We start from the raw sequence: 18,628 nt of genomic DNA on the forward strand, positions 1-18,628 counted from the left end.
GTAGGGTCGTTTATAATGACTTTATCAAGAGATTGAATTCAGGATCAAAACTCGACAGAAATGACATGAATTACATGCTTACAGAATTAAAGGAAGGGAGAAACCGTGACTCAATAATTACCACTCTAAAATGTTGCAAATGGTATCAACTCAAGTTGCTGCGCTAATAGTTCACTTCAAGAACTGAAAAAGAAAAGGATACAAGAGTGGCAATGGCAAACTAAATTTCATTAAAAAAGATGAATTTAGAATTTTTACTTATAATCAGTCAGCTTCAAAATAGAAAGATATGGCAATGCCAATTTACTATGGCCTTCAAAAATAGGCTGGATAGAGATTAGGTTCTCAAGAGTTATTTTCAATATCAGACAGGTTACGGTTACAAAAAGAGCTAATAACAAATGGTAAGTTTGTATTGCCTGTAAACAGCCAAGGGCAATAAGAACTCCTAGTATTGATTTGAAGAAACACGTTGGAATTGATGTTGACGTAACTAAATTTGCATATGACTCGGACAATCATGAAGTAGATAATCCATTGCATCCCACAAAAATCCTCAAACCACTGCGTAGAGCTTCAAGAAGATTGTCCAGAAAGCAGAAAGGTTCAAAGAATAAGGAAAAGGCAAAGACAAGACTGGACTTCAGATACTACATGAAAGAATTAGAAACAAAAGGATGATTTTCTACATAAGCTATCAATCGGATGTGCTAGAAGATATGATGCAGTTTTCCTTGCAAGATTACAAATCAACAACATGGTGAAAAACCATTTTCTTGCTAGAAGTATCTTGGACAGTGGTTTTGGCACATTCAAAAAATATTTACACATTATAAAGCCAAATTGGTAATAGAAGTAAATCCGTATAATACACACCTGTCGAATGTTCAAGATGCCGCAAACTAGTGCCTAAAACCTTGGCCATGAGGACACATAGCTGCAACAATTGCGGCCTCAAGATTGCCAGAGATTATAATGCTGCCAAAAACATCCAGTTCAGAGGTCTAGAACAACTAGGGAGGCTAGACTTACTACTATCGCGGGGCCGCGGGAATTTACGCCTGTAGAGATTGGAGTCCCGTGCAGCAATGCATGCAGTCACAGTCTATGAATCAGGAAGAGGCGTTTGTAGAGATAAAGAGCCCTCCAGAAAGGGAGTCCGCTTCTTTGTAAAGCGGTAGATTCAATAATTCCATTCACAAATTCACCTCTAATATATGCTCAAGGTAGCAGTCATTGGAGCCACGGGTGCAGTGGGCCAAGAATTCGTCATAGCCCTCAACAGGCACAAGTGGTTTGAACTGACGCAGGTAGCCGCCTCTGAAAGGTCGGCTGGCAAGAAATACATAGACGCCATCCGCGACCCCAACTCTGGCATTTTGCGCTGGCACAATAGGGAAGAAGTACCCGAGTACGTCAAGAACATGGTCGTCAGCAAAGTAGACGACATCAAGCCGGAGAATTTCGATCTAATATTTACCGCGCTCGAATCAGATGATGCCAAGATAGTCGAGCCGAAATTTGCCAAGACCACGCCGGTGATCAGCACCGCCGCCGCGTTCCGCTACGAGCAAGATGTCCCGATACTGATACCGGGAATTAACGACAACCACGCCGAACTGCTGAACCTACAGAGAAAGAACCGCGGATGGAAAGGGTTCGTTGCGCCGCTGCCAAACTGCACTACTACCGGCATGGCCATCACGCTCAAGCCAATACTTGACAGGTTTGGCATTGAAAAGGTGTTCATGACTTCTATGCAGGCGCTCTCTGGCGCAGGAAGGTCGCCAGGTGTTATCGCTCTGGATATCATGGACAATGTTATTCCATACATCCCAAAGGAAGAGGAAAAGGTGCAGGTTGAGACGAAAAAGATTCTGGGCGCAATGAACAACGGCTCTATCGCACCGGCGCCACTCAAAGTAAGCTGCACATGCACGAGGGTCCCCGTTCTGGACGGCCACACCGAGTCTGTATTTGTAGAAACAGAGCAGACAGCAGATGCAGAAGAGGTCAAGAAGGAGATGCTGAAATTTTCAAAGAATGTATCGATCAAGGACTTGCCGACCGCGCCAAAGGACTATATCGTGGTGCACGACGACCCAACGCGCCCGCAGCCAAGGATCGACAGGGAATTGAACGACGGCATGACCACGGTAGTGGGAAGGCTACGTAAGGACACGGCATTTGACAACGGTATAAAGTACGTCCTCCTGTCGCACAATGAAAAGATGGGATCGGCAAAGGGTGCAGTCCTGCTTGCCGAGCTCTTGAAGGATCGCAACATCCTCTAAATTTCTTTTTTAGTGCAAAGTTCGTGAGGGTATATAAGGTACCTTTTTCTCAGAAATATAACTGGAAGCCCGGAAAGCGATAACTTGCCGCGTCTGTTTCGACTGACAAAGAGAAAACAGGCATTACTTGATGAGGTTTTTATGCTGCATGGCAGGACATGATAAAGGTCAAGAAGCCTTCTTATATGCAGAAAACCGCAAGATGCATCCAGAGGTTTTTATTCGATGTATATATATGCGGCAATGGTGTCAAGAGCTGAGCCAAACGACCCACTCTACCTAAATGAGCAGGTTTTTGGCATCGTTGAAACGAATAACAAAAATTTGCCAAGTACTTTCTGGATATCAGGATTGCAAAAGGAATTATTATAGGATATTTTTACTGCCTCTGCTGCTGCAAACCAAGCAGAGACCATTGAAGGCAAGATAATAATAATAAATGATTCCAAACTCGTCAAGCGTGATGGGCATTACAAGCTCCACCTTTCCGTATCGAAAGAAGTGGAGATTTTAACACCCATCCATCTGTGCCATAATAGCTGTGGACATGGGCAAAAGAGGAAAAAACATTGGGACTGCTGTGCTGATCGCAAGTCTTAGTTCTTCCGAACTTACAAAAGTAGTAGGTAGGTAAGTAAGTAGGTAGGTAGACAGACCCCAATGTTCATCATGGGTAGAGGGAGAGAGGTAAGAAAGAGGATTGAGACATCACTATGCGTACCTTCGCAAAAAGTGCTCGGTGAAAAGAAAGAAACTCTGCTCCAGATGATAAGGAAGGTCGGCAATACTGAACAGCGCAAGGTGAATGACATACTACACAAGATCAGCAGAGCGAGAGAGAGAAAGAAAGAGAAAGAGAGAGAGCTGGTCAACATAGCAAAGCAGAACAACGCCTGTATATTCTGCTTGGTGACCTAACAGGTATTAGAGACAGGTCAAGAGGTAGAAGGATGAATCGTATTGTAGCATACATGCCATTCTTCAAACTGATGCAGTACGTCACGTACAAAGCATCATGGGAAAGCGTACCTGTTCTGACCACGAAAGAATGGTACAGCCCCAAATTTGCCACAGATGCTGCAGTGATAATACGTCAAGGCCACATCAGGGCTTGTTCGTGTGCCATGCCTGTGGTTACTCTTGCAACGCCGATTACAATGGAGCAGTTAATCTTGGAAATAGGTTGTGGAACTATATGTTCCACGACAGCGCGATTGGGTTCTATGCGCCAAAGCGGGACGACTTTTTGGATTCCGCAAGTCAGGTCAATGATCAAAGACTTGACAGAACTTAATACAAAAGTTGCAATTAATAGGTTTATTAACCTCCAAATTTATGATCTACCTGATTTCCTAAATGGGAAGAATTGATGATTTAGACGTGAAAATTTTGAGTGAGCTTGCCCTGGACGCAAGCATTTCTGTCCCAAAACTTTCCAAGAAGATCAATGTCAATTCGTCAGTAGTTTACAGCAGGATAAAGCGCCTTGTCAAGCGCGGCCTTATCAAAAAGTTCACTATCGTGATCAACGATGAAGCGCTCGGCTTTAACGTCAAGGCGCTCACCGGCATCAACATGGACTCAAAGCTCAGAGACAACGTTCTGAACGAGCTCTTCAAGATCCCTGAAGTGAGGGAGGTCGCAGAGGTCACGGGCAGGTTCGATGTCCTGGTGACGATGAACGCCCGCTCGCTTGACGAGATGCACCAGCTTATCTCTGAAAAGATAGGCAGGATAGAAGGAGTGCAAAAGACAGAGACGTTCATTGAGATGCGCAAGACAAGCCGCGAGCTTGCCTACCCGACATCAATAGCCAAGTAATAATATAAATAACAATCAGTTCAACTTACCCTCGCTGTCAATTGACGACTCACCAGATAACTGTAGGCAGCCGGCTCAAGAACTATTACGAGCTCACAAAGCCCAAGATCTGGTACCTACTGGTTTTCACAGCTTTTGGAGCTGCCCTTACAGCATCGTTCCTCTTTGATAAGCCGATCGAGCCGCTTACTTGGCTACTGCTTATAGGCGGAGTTGCTGCCGGCTCGGCAGCTGCTGACACGCTGACGGGGTACAACGATAGAGACATTGACGCAATAATGGACCGCACCAAGAACCGGCCCATACCGTCGGGCAGGATATCGCCCAAGAACGCTCTTGCCTTTGGGCTTGTGCTTACAGCAATTTCGCTTGTATGCGCTTGGTTCATCAACATCTGGGCATTTGGCCTAATGGCCTTTGGGCTCTTTGACAACATCATCGTCTACAGCAAGTGGCTAAAGAGAAGAAGTCAATCAAACATCATCCTCGGCGGCTTTTCAGGTGGTGCACCAGCGCTAATTGGTTATGTAGCGGTAACTACTCAAAACATTGAGATAGGGCTAGTGATGGCAGGTCTGGTCTTCCTCTGGATACCAACCCACATCTGGAGCCTTGCGCTTCATGTGAAAAAAGACTACACAAAGGCCGGCGTGCCGATGCTGCCGGTGGTATCCAGCGAAAAGTCCTCAGTCAGGGTAATCGCCGGTACCACATTGATGATGGTAGTGTTCAGCATCCTGCCGTTCTTTTTCAACCAGATGTTTGGCATCATTTACCTTGCTACTGCGGCCGTCTTTGGAGCAGTCATGATAGCGCTTTCTGTGTGGCTTTTGGTAAAGCCCAGCGAAAAAGCATCGTGGACAGTGTTCAAGTTCTCAAGTCCCTACCTGACGGCGCTTTTCATCGCCTTCATGGTGGATGCCTTTTTCAAGTAGAAACTTTTCGCATTCATACAGCACCCTTGCAATGACTACATGCGCTTCCAGACCGATGTCGCTTATCGAGTAGGTCAGGTTCAAAAGCCGGGTCGTGCTCTCGGAAAAGTGGCCCCTTGGGAACCCGCCTACCACGAACGCGCAGCAGCCATCATCAGCAAGGTTTTCAGCCACAGCCTTTTCCGCAGTGCCCTGGATGCCCGTTCTGGACAGGCCAATAACTCTGCTAGGCCTGATGGCATTCACCAAGTCTGCAAGCGTGCCGTCAGAAATTTCCATAAGGACCCTTCCTTCGTCACTTTTGATGACTTTGTCCCTGAACAGGCTCACCATCAGGCCCTCGAAGCGAAAGTACGACTTTGGGATCCGCAGGTTGTCGGCGATTGTGATCAGCCTGTCGTTTACCGTATGCACATAGACCTTCAGCATGCCTCTCAGAAAGAGTGGCGTTCCCAGAGCCTCCATCAGTGCAAAATGGACAATGTCCGGCCTGCCACGCCTGCCGTTGTCTTGCAATTTGCTCATGGCGGCATGATGGTAGCTCCTATCAAGCAGGGTTTCTGAAGGCTTTAATCCTAGCCTGCGAGCATGGTTTCGCACTGCGGGGTGGTTGATAATCTCGCAAGGCACGGTCTCTAGCGCGGCTTCTGCAATGATGAGCGTTGTCATCGTCGTTGTTATCGTATCTCTCGATACCGCCGGCCCGTATATTAAGGAGTGTCGGCGGCGTATTTTGATAAAATTTCAGATTCTCTGGCGTGCACAAGCTCCTGCAGCTCCTTGATGCTCATATCAAGTGCTGCATCTGCCTCTTCCTTGCTCTGCCTGGCAACGATTATTTCGCCGGGCCCAAATTTCGCCTCCCTGATTTCAAGGGGCACCTTTGAATGCAGAAGCTCGCCAAGAAAGTCGTAGAGCGCTGGGAAGGTGGCGTTGTTTTCATAGACATAGGTCGTAGTCCCATTGCTGGATAGAGTTTCCTCTTTTAGGGGAAATGAAAACGACGGAAGCGAGATCGAGTCGACTATGGTGCCGGCAATCTGCGCCAGCTCTGCGTTATTCTCGCCCCTTTTCAGCTCGGCATATTTTGCTGCAGCCCGCTCAAGCTCGTCAAGGTTGGTCAACATCTGTAATGGTGTCCCAAATTAATTAATGGTTGCAGCTATATGGTTTATCAGGCAGCATAGTGTTTTGCCTCCCATATTGGTCCGGCGGCAGACAAAAAAAGAGATTGCCAAAGAGCGCATCGACATACTTGTCAAAAGCGCTTTGAAGGAAAAGGACGAAGCGTTGGCTGCCCGGCAGGCGCAGCAGGCCAAAAAGATAGCGATGCGCTTCCGGGTCCGGCTCCCGTACGAGGCGCGGCAGCTCTATTGCAAAAAGTGCAAGGCGTTTATTGTGCCGGGCAGGGGCGCAAGGGTAAGGGTCGGCAGCAGGGCAAAAACGAGGGCTATCAGGATCACGTGCCTGCGGTGCGGTCACACCTACCGCAAGATCTTGGGGTGGAATAAGGATCTGTGAACCACCATGCCTTCAGGCATGGGCTCTTCCTGCTTCATAGACTCCCATGCAATCTCTACAGGCGTAACTTCCCGCAGTCCCTGCGTTAGCAACAATTGCAAGTCTTTCTGTTTTTGATATTTCGACTTGCATTATAGTCCCGATCGATAGCAATGTGACACCTGTCACATCTGTGCGTCTTAACTGCGAGGGTTTTAGGTACTTTATTGCCGCACTTTGAACAGTCAATAGATGTATTCTTTGGGTTAACCTCTAGTACCATCTTGGCCTTGTACTTCAGGGACTGTTTAAAAGTACGCCAACCTGAATCCAATATGTGCTTTGCAACCCTATGGTTCCTGACTAGATTTGGTGTACACAATCTCTCAAGAAATAATACTATTATATCATACCTGTCAGCATAATAACGCGATATCTTATGCAAAAAGTCTTGCACTTTCTAGCTATCACTTCATGAAGCATTGCGACCCAGTTTTTGGTTTTTTCATAGTTCTTTGAACCTTTTTGCCTTCTGCATAACTTTCTTTGTGCCCTACATAATGGTTTTGACATCCTTGTCCGAAAGAGAGGATTGTCTGCGAAATGATTATCTGAATCGTATACAAATTTTGTAATGCCGACATCTATTCTGACTGATCTGTTTGAGTGCACAAATCTGAATATGGGCTTAGTATCGCAAGCTATGACCGCGTACCACCGGGCATTTTGTCTACAAATGGTTACTTGTTTGATGTTCGTCGGTTGCCTGTGCAATCGTATCTTAATGAAGCCAAGCTTGGACAGCCATAACAAAATCTGTCTGACCATGCTTTTCTAATCTAAAGCTAAACTGGTTATATACATGAACGAATTGTACTTGTCATGAGTAAGATAATGGAGCCTGCCAACATTGTGACCGTTCTTTCTTAATACTGATATTGCTTTGATACTGGCCGCAACCTGCTTTGACACCATTTGCAACAGTTTGCTATAGTAGTTTCACAGCCATGGCTTCTGCTCCTTCAGCTCTGTGAGAGTATAGTATAGTTCATGTCATATTCAGAAGAAAAACCATTGCTGACAAAATAGTTGTACACCCCCATGCAGCCATCAAGCGTCTCTTCAAGCTTTGTTTCTTGCTCGCGTGTTGGATAGAGACGATACTTGTAGTTGCACAAATGCATTAAGGCATACTACCAGCCCACTATTTAACGACAATGTCACTCGAAGGAGAGGGAGGGTATTAGAGAGAGATATGGTGATAAAGAAATTCGCCTCCAGGATACGAAGCTTATTTTCCCATGATAAGGATTTATAAGGGCTAGAGCGAACTTGCAAAATACATGGCCAAGGTTTACGATGTTCCGGCTGACGAGCTGATCGCCAAGCTAGCCGAACAGTTGAAGGACGACAAAAAGATAGTGCCCCCAGCTTGGTCCGCGTTTGTCAAGACAGGCTCGCACGCCACCCGAATTCCCCAGAACAAAGACTGGTGGTACGAACGGTGCGCTTCGCTCTTGAGAAAGATTTATCTTCATGGTCCTCTTGGAGTTGCCGACCTGAAAGTAGCTTATGGCGGCAGGAAGAAGGTTGGATACAACCTTGCCCACCACAGGGACGCAGGTGGCGCGATCATCCGCAAGGCGCTCCAGCAGCTGGAGGCGTCCGGCTACATTGTCAAGGTGCAGGGCAAGGGCAGGCTCATTTCAAGCGAAGGCATGAAAAAGATGGACAGGCTTGCTACCGAGATCCACAGAGAGCTGATAAAGGCCGCACCCCAGCTCCAGCGCTACGCGTAATAATAAATAATGAACCATGTCAGTTCCACAGCCACACCAGCCAAATGACGAGGAAGCGAGAAGGCGCGAAGCCGAGGCTGCGATGCGCCAGCGGGTTTTGCAGGTTGTCCTCGATTCGCAGGCGCGCCAGCGGCTTATGAACATCCGGCTCGTTAAGCCAGAGCTTGCCACAGCCGTTGAAAACTACCTTATCAGCGCAGCGTCCTCTGGCAGGATAAACCGCCCACTGACTGACGAGGAATTGAAGCAGCTCCTCCTCCGCATCCAGCAGCCTAAAAAAGATTTCAAGATTGAAAGACGCTGATCTGAATGTTGTATTATGCCGGTTGGACATGAGTTAACTATTTAAGATCATGGAGGTGCTTGTGGCTCTATGAAGGCAGCAGTATATCGAGAATACAGCAAGGATCCAACAAAGGTCGTCAAGATTGAAGATATTGACATTCCCAAGATTAAGCCAAATGAAGTTTTGATCAAAGTCGAAGCGGCAGCTTACAACTATAATGACCTTTGGGGTATCTGGGGCGAGCCAATCAAGATCCCATTACCACACATTTCTGGAAGCGATGTGGCCGGCACTATAGTTGAAGTAGGCTCAGACGTTCAGAAACTGAAGGTAGGCGATAGGGTCGTTTCTCATTCCAACTTGAGTTGTAGAGTATGCTATGAATGCACTTCTGGAAGAGAATTTGATTGCAGTGACAGACTTGTCTGGGGCTTCCAGACAGGCCCACTCTGGGGCGGATTTGCCCAGTATACACACCTGCCCGAAGTTAATGTCGTAAAGATCGCGGATAATGTTTCGTTCAACGATGCAGCAGCTGTTTCCATGGTGGGCATGACCTCGTGGCACATGCTTGTTGGAAGGGCCAAGATAAAGCCAGGTCAGCTTGTCCTAGTCATGGGCGGAGGCTCTGGCGTTGGAATGGTAGGTATCCAGATCGCTAAACTCTACAACTGCACAGTCATTGCTACAGCAGGCAACAAGGACAAGATGGACAAGTGCCTAGAGATAGGTGCTGATTATGTTGTCAACCATAGAGAAGCCGACTGGTACAAGAAGGTGCGTGAAATCAACAAAAAGCTTGGGCAACCGGGAGTTGACGTCGTCTTTGAGCACATCGGCAAGTCTGTCTTCCCGCAGGAAGTTGCGCTGCTCAAGATGGGAGGCACGCTTGTTGCGACTGGCGCAACTACTGGCTACGACTCGACGATCGACCTGCGCTACCTGTTCTTCAGGGGCACGAACCTGCTTGGCTCCACGCAGGGCACCAAGGCAGAGCTTGAAGATGTGATGTACTGGGTCAGCAAGGGCAAGATAAAGCCGGTCATCGACACGATCTTGCCGTTCTCTGACATGGTCCAAGGCCACGTCATGATGGCTGGGGCCCAGCAGTTCGGCAAGATATTGACCACTCCGCAAAAGCTCTAAAAACCCTCCCTTTCTTCACTCTTTTGTATGATGTTCCGAAGCCTGATCTTTGTCCCCGGCAACAGCACCCGCTTTGTTGAAAAGGCCAAGATGCTACAGGCAGACATCATCTGCTTTGACCTTGAAGACTCAGTGCCAGCCAACGAAAAAGACGCCGCTCGCAAGATAATAGCCGACGCGATTTCGCGCAGGCAGGAATACGGCAGGCCGGTGTACATAAGGACAAACTCGCCCGAGTCGGGGCTGGTAGCTCTGGACCTCAAGGCGGCCGTGCGCAAGGGCGTCGATGGCATAGTGATACCCAAAGTCAACGACGCACAGGAGGTCTCCAAGATAAAGAAGCAGGTGGCGGCGCTGGAAAAGGAGAGAAAGACAGGAGGCAAGGTAGCACTGATGCCTTCAATTGAAACTGCAAGGGGCGTGGTGAACGCTTACCAGATTGCAGGCGCAGACGAGCGGGTAAACGCGCTCGTGTTTGGCGTGTTTGACTTTCTGCACGATATGCGGCTTGATTACGACGAAAGCGACCCGGCAGGCTATGCATACGCCCGGGCCAAAGTGCCGGTTGACGCAAGGGCGGCAGGCGTGCACGCGATAGATGCGATATGGCAGAAAGTCGACGACGCTGACGGCCTTGTCAAGGACGCCACGGTTGCAAAGCGCCTCGGGTACTCTGGCAAGAGCATAATCCATCCAAGCCAGATAGAGCCTGTGCACAAGGTCTTCCTGCCAAGCAAGAACGAGATCGAGTGGGCAAAGAAGGTGGTGCAGGCGCTTGGTGACGCGATGGAGAAGGGAAGCGGCAGGGGCGCGGTAAGGCTCGAAGGCAGGATGATAGACGCGGTGCACTACAAGCAGGCAAAGGCCATTCTGGATGCGGCGGCAGGCGGCAGCTGATAAGGAAGGGCGCGTGCACGCGTTTCCAGTGAAGAAGCATGTGTAGAAAAAATAGTGCTTTGTGCACCATTTCACGCACGAAAATGGTGCAGTTTACATGCGCGCTTTCAGTCCCGACTTGCTTAAAGGAACTTTATTTTCGGCTCTGTGAAATTGTCGGTAGTATTGCGTTTCTAAAAGTGATGTCAAAAATTGGCTGCCGCATATGGTTATCGACAACAGACACATGTCTTTATTAAGACAAATTCACAATTATTTAGATGCAAACGTATGGCATTCGAGTTTTGAGCAGATATAGCAAACTTTCTATTGGCATTAGAGAACTGGAAAGAGAAGAAGAAAAAGAAACAAGAGGAATCCAAAACAAATACTGACTAATTGGCAAGTTTGCTAGCGTTCTGTATCAGCGTTAATCTGCCTATTATTCTTGGTTTTGTCGCATGGCAGCACAACAGGAAAAATCTATTTTCGCAAATATTCATATAAAGTAGGACAAGTCAGAAAAGCGTGGTTGAAGTTTTTGAGCTTGTTATCCGCGATTTTGCAGTTATCATGATCGTCGCATCTGCCATGGCTCTGCTTTCCTACAAGCTCAAGCAGCCTATGGTCATTGCATACATTGCAGCAGGCATGATAATAGGCCCGCACACGCCGCCATTCAGCCTGATCACTCAGATTGAAGTTCTGGAACTGTTTGCAGAGATCGGGGTCGTGCTCTTGCTCTTTGTAGTAGGCATGGAGTTCCCGATTGAAAAGCTGCGAAAAGTGGGGAGAAAGGCTTCAGTCATCGCAGCGGCAGAAGCATCAGGGACCTTTATGGCCGGCTATGCCGTCGGGCAGACAATGGGATTTTCATTCTATGACAGCCTGTTTGTTGCGCTTGCGATCTCTGTTACAAGCACAGTCATTGTCATGCGGGTGCTAGAAGAGCTAAAAATGATAAAGGCAGAGGCATCTTCGCTCATCCTCGGCGTGGCAATAATTGAAGACATTATAATCATCTCGATGCTGGCCATACTGCAGTCGATAGCCTCCACGGGAGACCTCTCATTTGTAGAAATCGGGGCCTCTGTAGGAATAGTTCTTGCGTTTATTGCAGGCGCGCTGCTGCTAGGCTCAAAGACGGTTCCAAAGTTCATCGACCTCATTGGCAGGACAAACCAGCAAGACGTGCTCGTTGTGGCCATGCTGGGCGTAGCGTTTGGGATGGCGTTTATCGCATTTGAGCTTGGCATATCTGTGGCAGCTGGCGCGTTCTTTGCAGGCGTCCTGATAGCCGAGTCCAAGATGCACTCTGTCTCTGCCATATTGGCGACTCCGATCAGGGACATGTTTGCCGCGCTGTTCTTCATATCGATAGGCGCGCTGATGGATATCTCACTGCTTCCTCTCTTCATAATTCCGGCGCTTATTCTGGTAGCCGTCTCGTTTGCAGCAAAATTCATTACGGTCTGGAGCGCTGCAAGGGCTCAGGGGTTCAACAAGCTAACATCGATGAGGGCAGGCTTTGGCCTGTCAGCTTCGGGAGGCGAGCTGGCGCTTGTGACGGCCAAGGGAGGAGCAGACGTGGGGGCAACAAGCGCGTTTTTGCTTCCAATGATTGGAGCGATGACGATAATTACGACGTTCATTTCTCCATATGCGATAAAGTTTGGATGGAAGTTTGCGGAGAAATGGAAGCCGCAAGGAGAGGAGGAAGGCACGGCAGCCCAGGCGCAAGATAAGGAAACAAAATGATCTACTCCTCTTCCCCATCATCATAAAGAAAAGAAGGGCGTTAATGATTTGCTGTCAGTCAGGGTAATTCCTTGAAATATCCGCACTCGCAAATCAGCACGGAGCGGTTGTTGTCAACCCCGTGTTCTGCTACGCAGTTGGCCGCCGTCAGCGATCTTCTGCATTTTGGACAATCCCTGAAGGTTTTCCTTCAAAATGGTAATAGCAGGCTAACTCGCATCGCTTTTAACATTTGTGAACATGACTTCTATAGCAATTGTGTAAGTCATTTTTGACACTATTAAGGAACGCTCGACGATGGCAGTATTTTATTATGATAATTTCTTTATCTCATGTCAAGCCCAAGCACGCCAGCGTTGCCCCAGTTCTCCTTTGACACCTCATATATGAGGACGCGGATGCTCTCTTCCTTTGTGTTGAGGATCCTTGCGGTCTCTTTTGTAAGCACCTTGACAAGCTCCCTCTTTTGCTCCACTGTCCTCCCTTGGCTCATCGTTATCTGGATTACTGGCATATGTCTGATGATGATAAGGGATGCCAAAAAGATATATGCATAGCTATTGTCCGGGCATGAACCTCTTGATCGCCACGATGCCGACATAGTAGGGGATATTGTACAGCGCAGCAAGTGCCGCAACCTGTGAGCCAAAGAACTGGAACGCAAACACGGCCACAAGCACGTTGTTGACGTAGCTCATCGCTATCAAGCCGGCGCTCCTTTCCTGCTGGCCGCCAGGCGCGCTCGCATATCCTACAAGGCTATAGGCCGCGTAGCAAATGAACGCGGTTGCTATTGTCTGCAGCAAAAACACCTGCTCTTCGTAAAAATAGCTGGAGAACTTGGCGAACATGCCAAAGTTGATCAGGACGATAAAGACGAGCGATAGCGGGAATGACTTTTCATCGACAAACCTTGAAGCTACCGGGAAGCGCTTTTTGGTGAACCAGCCTGCTGCAAGCGGCGTAAACAGCGCGGCAGACAGCAAGAACACCATGTCGATCACCGGTATGTCAAACTGCGACCCCACCAGCGCATAGACTATTGATGGGAGCACAAAGGGGACGGCAAGCGAGGTGGCTATTATCATGCCTACTATGAGGGGGAGCCGGCCGCCAATAAGGTTGACCACGAATGGCGCACCAAGGCCGGTCGAGATGCCAGAGAGCAGCAGGACAGGGAGCGCAAACGGCTGGTACACAAAATACACAAGAGCATACATGCCAACTGGCAGCGCCGCCAGCTTGACTGCAGATAGCACGGCAAGCTGCCTTGGTTTTGTAAATGTCGCTAGAAGGTCAGAAGTTTTGAGCCTTATCAGGTTCAGAAATAGCAGCGCGCCAAGCCACACAAGGATGTAGGGCTCGACCAGTAGGCCAGCTGATGGTAGGAGCACGCCGGCAGACATCGAGCCGGCTATGCATGCTGCAAGGACTACATCGTTATGGCGCAAGTGATTTCAGCTGCTGTATCATTTCCCGCACATAGTCAAAGCCTTGCTGCCAGAACTCCTCTCTAGAAATGTCTATTCCTGCCTCCATCAAGAGCTCTTCTGGCTTTCTCGATCCGCCTGCAGCAAGTATCTTGAAGTATTTGGGGACAAACGACGACTTGCCTTCAAGCTTGTACTGGCGGTAGAGCGACAGGACGAGCAGGTTGCCAAACGAGTATGCGTAGGTGTAGAACGGCGTGTGGTAAAAGTGCGGTATGTACACCCACTCCCACTGAAAATCAGGCGTTATTGCTATTGAAGAACCAAACTGCTCGTTGAGGTTTTCAAAATATATCTTGGCTACCGCGTCGATTGTGGCGTTGCTCTCGGCTATGACCCTGTGCGCCTCAATCTCAAAGAGCGTAAAGTATGCCTGCCGCATTATGGTCGCGTACATGTCGTCGATATGCTCTGCAAGCAAGAGCCTGCGCTCTCTGGCAGACATTTTTTCGGCCAGCTTTTCGTTGAGCAGCATCTCTGCAAACACTGACGCAGTCTCGGCAAGCGGCAGCGGCGCGTGCGACACCATTATCGGCAGGTCCGACGCAAGCATGCTGTGGATTGCATGGCCAAACTCGTGCGCAAGGGTCGACACGTCCCTTGTCAGGCCGTCAAAGTTCAAGAGCACATAGGGGGTCATCTTGGGCGTGACGGTGTAGCAGAAAGCGCCTCCGCGTTTTGCCTTCCTGATCTCCGAATCGACGTGGCGCTCTGAAAAGACGCGCTCGGCAAGCGTGCGGAACTGTGGGTCAAAGTCACCAAAGGTGTCAAGCACGCTCTGGACAGCTTTTCCATAAGTGAACTTTTTCGTGTCAGATGCCTTGGTCGTAATGGGGGCGTAGAGGTCATACCTGCGCAACTTCTTCATGCCAAGCATCTTGGCCTTTTCCCTGAAATATTCCTGAAATACCGCCGAGTTTTTCCGGCATGAAGCAAGCAGCGCCTCGACCGTGACATCGTCCAGATTGTTGGCGATGTTGCGCACAGAGATTGGGGACTTGTAGCCGCGCATTGAAATTGCCTCGTCGCGCCATTGCACAGCGACGTTCTGGTAGATCTCGCCCAGTACGCCGCTGTTCTTCCTGTAGACCTCAAGCAGCGACTTGTATGCAGCTTCTCTGGTGTTGGCATCGGGGCTCCTGACAAGCGACACTAGCTTTTCCTTGTTGTCAAACTTTTTCTCTACTATTTTCCTGCCGCGCCTGAGCTTTACCGTGAATTCAAAACCGCTTGTCATCTTGTCGTAGATCTTGACAAGCGCACCTATGCCCGTCACTTCAAGCGTGTTGATTATCTTTTCTTCCGGCTCGCTTAGCGAATATTTTGCGACCAGCCGCTTGTGCCGGAGGTATTCCCTGTAGACCTGCGGGACGGCATTTATCAGCCTGTTTGCGTTTTCGTCATCAAGCTGCCTTTTGAACCAGAGGTCGAAGAACAGCGTCCTGTTGCCAATGTCCGACGCCATCTTTTCCATCCTGATAACAAGCGCCGAGGCCTCGTTTGATGACGTGTCGGCGTAGTAGCGCAGGTGCGCGTAGCCGCTTGCTATAGAGATCTTTTCAGAGATACTTTCAAGCAAGTGCAAGAGCCCTTCAAATTCCACTGGGGAAATGTCCTGTCGCAGGATCTGCCTGCTTCTTTCAAACTGCGCCAGCTGCTCTTCGATCGAGCGCAAAAAGCTGCCAAACTGGTCACTTGAAGGATCCTCCACAAGGTCGGCAAGGTTCCACCGTCCCACCTTCATAGTTGTATAGGCAGTAGTAGTCATATGTTTGAGCGACAAGCACGTACGCCTTCGCTGTCACATATACGTGTATCTTGTTGATGAGCCGGGAGGTAAACAATCGCGGCCAAAAACAGCTATATGGGATTGCTGCGCCGGCTGCCGCTACCTTTGTTGCACTCTTGGAGCAAGTTTGGCAGGGAGGCGGAATATGTCGTCGCGCTCTACCTAAAGTCGATGGGCTGGGACATCGCGCTGTCGCCGGCGAGCAGGGGGCCGGCAGATATTGTCGCCACCTGCTGCTGCAGCGGTAATTCAAGGTCAACCTGGTTCATTCAGGTAAAAGCAAGCGCTGGCATCCCGCGCCTTCGGGGCTACGAGGTCAGGAGGCTGAAAGAGCTTGCGGCAAGCAAGAACGGGCTGCCCATGGTCTCGACATTCCAGCCTTCTTTTCCCGGCGGCTTTTCCACTGGCAACTACTCGATAACGTTCTACCTGCTTGACAGCTGGCAGGAGCTGGATCCTATGGAATTTCTGGAGCGCGGAGGAGGTTGCACCTCCTTGCGATCCTCAGCTCGCTCCCAATGATGAGGTACTTGAACTCGTCGTCGTGCCTGCTGCATAGATACAGGATTATTTTGAACCCATCAAACTCAAGGCTCTTTTCTACCTTCTCGTAGTTGCCGTTATCGTCCCTGTTCACTTCATAATAGTCCGCTTCTTCGGTCTCTTTGAGAACAACATAGAAATCGGCGTGCTCAAAGCAGCCAGTCACTTGGCAGAACGGTCTCGTTCTTTTTTCACTTCGATTCTCATTGGATCTTATCATATGAGAATGTTCTACTATGGATTTCTTAGTATAAATGAGTTAACATGTTTGCTAGAAAATAGTGTCAGCTGACTTAAATAGATGAATCAACATATGATGATCACTCGCATTTGCGAGTTTCAGCATGGGTTAACGGCGTAGGCGAGCAATATGCGCGCACCGCGGCGCAGTTTGACCAAAGGTGGCGTTGCATGATAATGCCTGCCTATCCGTGCTGTCCATCTAACCTTTCTAACCTTTTGTATAGCGATAGTTCTACTCGGTGCCTGTCATCTTGACAACGATCGTGTTGGCTGCCCTTGCAAATATTCGCTGCCTCTTGTCGTTTGTGAATATCCATCCAAGGATCACATCTATTGGAAGGAGGAACGCTTTTCCAAAGCTCTGTATTGCCGCATTGCGAGGGTCAACCTTGTTTCCTGCCAGATCGGTGGTCTTGATGTGCATGACCATCTTGCCAAGCGACTGGCCGGTGGTAGTTTCAAAGTATGTCCAGTATGCAAAGAACACCAAGCTTGTCACTGCCCACTCTATGGGGCCTTCTGCCCTGCCAAACCACCTGTCAGGCATCCCGGTGAGCCAGAATGGGATGGCAGCTGCCGCAAATATTGCCCACAACACAACATTTACTATGATAAAGTCGATCAGCCATGCAAGGAACCTTGTACCCCAGCTGGCAAGGACTATTTCCGTAGGCTGCTGCGAACTGCCGCTTGAAGCTTCGCTCATTATGATATGTGTGTGTTTCGATTGCACTTCCTCAAATATAATAGATCCGACTATTATCTAGACTCATGCTTGCTTTGCGCCTGGAACTGCCGCTTGCCGTACTTCTTTAACGCTGCATAGCTTGCCAGCCCTGCTGCTACTGCCACAATACCTGCCAGCATAGTCGTACTATCAAATTGCGTTAGCATGGACAGCGACGTCACGAATCCGAGTCCAGCCAGCACAGGGAACCATCCGATTTTTACTGGCGACCTAAACGGCCTTTTAAGCTCTGGCTGTTTATATCTTAGCCAGATTAGCGCCAGATTGACAAGTGCATACACTATGAATATTGCAAAGACAGAAATGTTGGCTATAACAGAAATGCTCCCTTGGGAAAGCACAACGACGGCTATAGCCAGCAGCATCGTCAGGACGACTGCAATCCATGGGGTCCTCGTCGTAGGGTGTATCCTGCCAAGGGTGGATGGCAGAGCATGCTCTCTTGCCATTCCAAACATTATTCTAGATCCGGCAATCAGCATCATTAAGACCGTGTTTGCCGTGGCGAACAAGGCTATTGTGGAAAGCGTTACTACTCCGGCCCTTCCAAAGGTCTGCTCTGCTGCAAGGGCAAGCGGCGCATCTGAGGAAGAAAGCCTTTCCCACCCCAAGAGCGTGATCGCGGACGCGGCGACTATGATGTAGACGCCGGTGGTGACAGCAACCGAGATTACTAGAGCCCTTGGGATGGTTCTGGAAGCGTTCTCTGCCTCCTCTGCAATGTTGGCAAGGTTCTCAAACCCAAAGTAGGCAAAGAACGCTAGGCCAGCTGCGCTCAGTATGGCACCTGCTGACAGTGAAAAAGACGACGATGGTGATGATGTGGCTGGAGGCGTCGCATAATAGTCAACCCCTGAAAACGAGCCCAGCAATACCGCTGCCGTGACTATGAGGGCCAAGCCAGCCAGCTCTATTAGCGTGAACATAGTGTTCATCCACACAGACTCTCTGATGCCTATGAAATTTACAAGGGACAGCACCAAGACCAGCGCGACGGCCGATAGCACAGGATCAAGCTGCTGAAAAAAGCTCGATAGGTACCATGAAAAGCCTACGGCCACCGCTGCCGCCGACACTATTGCTACAAACGTTATCAGCCATCCTGCAATAAACGCACCAAGATTGTTCCTAAAGGCTTTCTTGACAAACACGTATTCTGCCGCGCTCTTTGGGAACATCGAGGAAAGCTCGGCGTAGCTGAGGCCGGTAAAGGCAGCAATGACAGCCGCAACTATGAAGGACATCCACATCGCATTGCCGGCAATCCCTGCTACGTCGCCTATCAGAACATAAATGCCCGCTCCAAGTATCAATCCGACTCCATACATTACTGCCTGAAAAAGGTTGACGTTTCGCTTCAGGCCCGGTTCCTTGTCCGCCCCTGCTTTTAACATAAACAA

Annotated in this window: 24 protein-coding genes; 13 read left to right on the forward strand and 11 right to left on the reverse strand. The window is 49.1% G+C overall.

What is annotated here, in order from left to right; translation table 11 throughout:
• Positions 1–459 precede the first annotated feature (459 nt).
• From NGAR_RS16965 to NGAR_RS00560, 6 genes are all read left to right on the forward strand, one after another.
• Positions 460–681: a transposase gene (locus NGAR_RS16965; RefSeq protein WP_015017633.1), complete on the forward strand. Its 222-nt coding sequence runs from the start codon at positions 460–462 to the stop codon at positions 679–681.
• Between the two features lie 224 nt (positions 682–905).
• Positions 906–1,067, forward strand: coding sequence for a transposase (locus NGAR_RS19155; protein ID WP_228369234.1), 162 nt, complete (start codon positions 906–908; stop codon positions 1,065–1,067).
• 150 nt (positions 1,068–1,217) lie between these two features.
• Positions 1,218–2,294 carry an aspartate-semialdehyde dehydrogenase gene (gene asd, locus NGAR_RS00535; protein ID WP_015017634.1) on the forward strand — a complete coding sequence of 359 codons (1,077 nt, stop codon included), beginning with the start codon at positions 1,218–1,220 and terminating at the stop codon, positions 2,292–2,294.
• Positions 2,295–2,954: 660 nt separating this feature from the next.
• Positions 2,955–3,212 (forward strand): hypothetical protein, encoded by a 258-nt coding sequence (locus NGAR_RS00540; RefSeq protein WP_015017635.1) that lies wholly within the window; start codon positions 2,955–2,957, stop codon positions 3,210–3,212.
• A gap of 438 nt (positions 3,213–3,650) precedes the next feature.
• Entirely contained in the window at positions 3,651–4,115 is a 465-nt protein-coding gene (locus tag NGAR_RS00555) for an Lrp/AsnC family transcriptional regulator (protein WP_148680768.1), read from the forward strand.
• A 41-nt stretch (positions 4,116–4,156) separates the two neighbouring features.
• Positions 4,157–5,050, forward strand: a complete 894-nt coding sequence (locus NGAR_RS00560; RefSeq protein ID WP_015017638.1) for a heme o synthase — start codon at positions 4,157–4,159, stop codon at positions 5,048–5,050.
• On the opposite strand, the gene NGAR_RS00565 is transcribed toward NGAR_RS00560, so the two are convergent.
• Positions 4,991–5,719 (reverse strand): ribosome biogenesis protein, encoded by a 729-nt coding sequence (locus NGAR_RS00565; RefSeq protein ID WP_015017639.1) that lies wholly within the window; start codon positions 5,717–5,719, stop codon positions 4,991–4,993. The two genes, NGAR_RS00560 and NGAR_RS00565, sit on opposite strands and share 60 nt — an antisense overlap.
• Before the next feature lie 41 nt (positions 5,720–5,760).
• Complete coding sequence (locus NGAR_RS00570; RefSeq protein WP_015017640.1) at positions 5,761–6,177, reverse strand: hypothetical protein; 417 nt, start codon at positions 6,175–6,177, stop codon at positions 5,761–5,763.
• 76 nt (positions 6,178–6,253) lie between these two features.
• Between NGAR_RS00570 and NGAR_RS00575 the strand changes: the two genes are divergently transcribed.
• A complete protein-coding gene (locus tag NGAR_RS00575) occupies positions 6,254–6,571 on the forward strand; it encodes a ribonuclease P protein component 4 (RefSeq protein WP_015017641.1) in 318 nt (105 codons plus the stop codon).
• 85 nt (positions 6,572–6,656) lie between these two features.
• Here the strand turns inward: NGAR_RS00575 and NGAR_RS19045 are convergent, their stop codons facing one another.
• The 3 genes from NGAR_RS19045 to NGAR_RS18165 all read right to left on the reverse strand — a co-directional run bounded on the left by NGAR_RS19045 (position 6,657) and on the right by NGAR_RS18165 (position 7,728).
• A complete protein-coding gene (locus NGAR_RS19045; RefSeq protein WP_015017642.1) occupies positions 6,657–7,007 on the reverse strand; it encodes an RNA-guided endonuclease InsQ/TnpB family protein in 351 nt (116 codons plus the stop codon).
• Positions 6,953–7,378, reverse strand: coding sequence for a transposase (locus NGAR_RS18160; protein WP_015017643.1), 426 nt, complete (start codon positions 7,376–7,378; stop codon positions 6,953–6,955). The genes NGAR_RS19045 and NGAR_RS18160 overlap by 55 nt, the downstream gene beginning before the upstream one ends.
• A gap of 194 nt (positions 7,379–7,572) precedes the next feature.
• Positions 7,573–7,728, reverse strand: coding sequence for a helix-turn-helix domain-containing protein (locus tag NGAR_RS18165; protein ID WP_015017644.1), 156 nt, complete (start codon positions 7,726–7,728; stop codon positions 7,573–7,575).
• A gap of 165 nt (positions 7,729–7,893) precedes the next feature.
• Here NGAR_RS18165 and NGAR_RS00585 point away from each other — a divergent pair, with 165 nt between their 5' ends.
• The 5 genes from NGAR_RS00585 (at position 7,894) to NGAR_RS00605 (ending at position 12,415) form a co-directional block, all read left to right on the forward strand.
• A complete protein-coding gene (locus NGAR_RS00585; protein ID WP_015017645.1) occupies positions 7,894–8,349 on the forward strand; it encodes a 30S ribosomal protein S19e in 456 nt (151 codons plus the stop codon).
• A gap of 16 nt (positions 8,350–8,365) precedes the next feature.
• The gene (locus tag NGAR_RS00590; protein ID WP_015017646.1) at positions 8,366–8,653 is read left to right on the forward strand and encodes a DNA-binding protein; all 288 of its coding nucleotides are present in this window, start codon (positions 8,366–8,368) and stop codon (positions 8,651–8,653) included.
• Between the two features lie 69 nt (positions 8,654–8,722).
• The gene (locus tag NGAR_RS00595; RefSeq protein WP_015017647.1) at positions 8,723–9,781 is read left to right on the forward strand and encodes a zinc-binding dehydrogenase; all 1,059 of its coding nucleotides are present in this window, start codon (positions 8,723–8,725) and stop codon (positions 9,779–9,781) included.
• A gap of 27 nt (positions 9,782–9,808) precedes the next feature.
• On the forward strand, positions 9,809–10,678 hold the full coding sequence (locus NGAR_RS00600) for an HpcH/HpaI aldolase/citrate lyase family protein (protein ID WP_015017648.1): 870 nt from the start codon (positions 9,809–9,811) through the stop codon (positions 10,676–10,678).
• A 507-nt stretch (positions 10,679–11,185) separates the two neighbouring features.
• Positions 11,186–12,415, forward strand: coding sequence for a cation:proton antiporter (locus NGAR_RS00605; RefSeq protein ID WP_015017649.1), 1,230 nt, complete (start codon positions 11,186–11,188; stop codon positions 12,413–12,415).
• A gap of 325 nt (positions 12,416–12,740) precedes the next feature.
• Here NGAR_RS00605 and NGAR_RS00610 read toward each other — a convergent pair whose 3' ends face one another.
• Genes NGAR_RS00610 through NGAR_RS00620 form a run of 3 tightly spaced genes read right to left on the reverse strand, consistent with a single transcriptional unit; the run spans position 12,741 to position 15,673 of the window.
• Positions 12,741–12,929 carry a tautomerase family protein gene (locus NGAR_RS00610; RefSeq protein ID WP_015017650.1) on the reverse strand — a complete coding sequence of 63 codons (189 nt, stop codon included), beginning with the start codon at positions 12,927–12,929 and terminating at the stop codon, positions 12,741–12,743.
• Between the two features lie 43 nt (positions 12,930–12,972).
• Complete coding sequence (locus NGAR_RS00615; protein WP_015017651.1) at positions 12,973–13,866, reverse strand: bile acid:sodium symporter family protein; 894 nt, start codon at positions 13,864–13,866, stop codon at positions 12,973–12,975.
• The gene (locus NGAR_RS00620; protein ID WP_015017652.1) at positions 13,856–15,673 is read right to left on the reverse strand and encodes a M3 family oligoendopeptidase; all 1,818 of its coding nucleotides are present in this window, start codon (positions 15,671–15,673) and stop codon (positions 13,856–13,858) included. Before NGAR_RS00620 ends, NGAR_RS00615 begins: the two co-directional genes overlap by 11 nt.
• 129 nt (positions 15,674–15,802) lie before the next feature.
• On the opposite strand from NGAR_RS00620, the gene NGAR_RS00625 reads away from it, so the two are divergent.
• Complete coding sequence (locus NGAR_RS00625; RefSeq protein WP_148680770.1) at positions 15,803–16,216, forward strand: restriction endonuclease; 414 nt, start codon at positions 15,803–15,805, stop codon at positions 16,214–16,216.
• On the opposite strand, the gene NGAR_RS00630 is transcribed toward NGAR_RS00625, so the two are convergent.
• From NGAR_RS00630 to NGAR_RS00640, 3 genes are all read right to left on the reverse strand, one after another.
• Positions 16,152–16,457, reverse strand: coding sequence for a hypothetical protein (locus NGAR_RS00630; protein ID WP_148680771.1), 306 nt, complete (start codon positions 16,455–16,457; stop codon positions 16,152–16,154). The genes NGAR_RS00625 and NGAR_RS00630 overlap by 65 nt on opposite strands.
• Positions 16,458–16,712: 255 nt before the next feature.
• Positions 16,713–17,186 carry an RDD family protein gene (locus tag NGAR_RS00635; RefSeq protein ID WP_015017654.1) on the reverse strand — a complete coding sequence of 158 codons (474 nt, stop codon included), beginning with the start codon at positions 17,184–17,186 and terminating at the stop codon, positions 16,713–16,715.
• A gap of 53 nt (positions 17,187–17,239) precedes the next feature.
• Entirely contained in the window at positions 17,240–18,622 is a 1,383-nt protein-coding gene (locus NGAR_RS00640; RefSeq protein WP_015017655.1) for an APC family permease, read from the reverse strand.
• Positions 18,623–18,628: the final 6 nt, after the last annotated feature.

This window comes from Candidatus Nitrososphaera gargensis Ga9.2, assembly GCF_000303155.1.
GTDB lineage: Archaea > Thermoproteota > Nitrososphaeria > Nitrososphaerales > Nitrososphaeraceae > Nitrososphaera > Nitrososphaera gargensis.

Coding starts and splice junctions, on each gene's coding strand:
- NGAR_RS00630 (WP_148680771.1), bottom strand. CDS start 16,457: ATGATAAGATCCAATGAGAATCGAAGTGAAAAAAGAACGAGACCGTTC.
- NGAR_RS00555 (WP_148680768.1), top strand. CDS start 3,651: ATGGGAAGAATTGATGATTTAGACGTGAAAATTTTGAGTGAGCTTGCC.
- NGAR_RS00600 (WP_015017648.1), top strand. CDS start 9,809: ATGATGTTCCGAAGCCTGATCTTTGTCCCCGGCAACAGCACCCGCTTT.
- NGAR_RS00585 (WP_015017645.1), top strand. CDS start 7,894: ATGGCCAAGGTTTACGATGTTCCGGCTGACGAGCTGATCGCCAAGCTA.
- NGAR_RS00590 (WP_015017646.1), top strand. CDS start 8,366: ATGTCAGTTCCACAGCCACACCAGCCAAATGACGAGGAAGCGAGAAGG.
- NGAR_RS00610 (WP_015017650.1), bottom strand. CDS start 12,929: ATGCCAGTAATCCAGATAACGATGAGCCAAGGGAGGACAGTGGAGCAA.
- NGAR_RS00565 (WP_015017639.1), bottom strand. CDS start 5,719: ATGACAACGCTCATCATTGCAGAAGCCGCGCTAGAGACCGTGCCTTGC.
- NGAR_RS18160 (WP_015017643.1), bottom strand. CDS start 7,378: ATGGTCAGACAGATTTTGTTATGGCTGTCCAAGCTTGGCTTCATTAAG.
- NGAR_RS00570 (WP_015017640.1), bottom strand. CDS start 6,177: ATGTTGACCAACCTTGACGAGCTTGAGCGGGCTGCAGCAAAATATGCC.
- NGAR_RS00640 (WP_015017655.1), bottom strand. CDS start 18,622: ATGTTAAAAGCAGGGGCGGACAAGGAACCGGGCCTGAAGCGAAACGTC.
- NGAR_RS00595 (WP_015017647.1), top strand. CDS start 8,723: ATGAAGGCAGCAGTATATCGAGAATACAGCAAGGATCCAACAAAGGTC.
- NGAR_RS00635 (WP_015017654.1), bottom strand. CDS start 17,186: ATGAGCGAAGCTTCAAGCGGCAGTTCGCAGCAGCCTACGGAAATAGTC.
- asd (WP_015017634.1), top strand. CDS start 1,218: ATGCTCAAGGTAGCAGTCATTGGAGCCACGGGTGCAGTGGGCCAAGAA.
- NGAR_RS00540 (WP_015017635.1), top strand. CDS start 2,955: ATGTTCATCATGGGTAGAGGGAGAGAGGTAAGAAAGAGGATTGAGACA.
- NGAR_RS00620 (WP_015017652.1), bottom strand. CDS start 15,673: ATGACTACTACTGCCTATACAACTATGAAGGTGGGACGGTGGAACCTT.